Raw genomic sequence first — 520 nt, 5'->3', positions numbered from 1 at the left:
CGCGTCCGACACCCACCGGCCCGACCCGCCCCCAACGCTCATCCATGCTCGTACGTGTTCAACACGTCACCCTTATGCCCGGCCACGTCCAGTGCCATGTCGCTGTCTCTGCCGGCTTCTGCGGCCTTCTGCCCGTCAGCCGTACCGGCGGCCATGAAGCCGCGCGTCAGCTTCATCTCTTTTATGGCTACTATGCCGCCAGCCCCGGGTCGCTCATCGCCTTCCTTGTCTGGCAGGGCGGCTCATCTGGCCAGGCCGGCGCCGGCCTGGCCAGATGAGCCGCCCTGCCAGACAAGGAAGGCGATGAGCGACCCGGGGCTGGCGGCATAGTAGCCATAAAAGAGATGAAGCTGACGCGCGGCTTCATGGCCGCCGGTACGGCTGACGGGCAGAAGGCCGCAGAAGCCGGCAGAGACAGCGACATGGCACTGGACGTGGCCGGGCATAAGGGTGACGTGTTGAACACGTACGAGCATGGATGAGCGTTGGGGGCGGGTCGGGCCGGTGGGTGTCGGACGCG

At 66.5% G+C, this 520-nt stretch carries 2 protein-coding genes; one reads left to right on the top strand and one right to left on the bottom strand.

Annotation, left to right across the window (positions count from 1 at the left end; genetic code table 11):
* A partial coding sequence (locus VW35_RS00500) for a VOC family protein (RefSeq protein ID WP_483088779.1) occupies positions 1-278 on the top strand: 278 nt, incomplete at its 5' end.
* Here VW35_RS00500 and VW35_RS00505 read toward each other — a convergent pair.
* Positions 243-520 (bottom strand): VOC family protein (locus VW35_RS00505; protein WP_483088779.1); only part of this gene is annotated, 278 nt, incomplete at its 5' end. The genes VW35_RS00500 and VW35_RS00505 overlap by 36 nt on opposite strands.

It is taken from the genome of Devosia soli, assembly GCF_000970455.1.
Taxonomy (GTDB): domain Bacteria; phylum Pseudomonadota; class Alphaproteobacteria; order Rhizobiales; family Devosiaceae; genus Devosia; species Devosia soli.
Note: the sequence above shows the minus strand (reverse complement) of the source record. Positions and strands in the feature narration are given on the sequence as shown.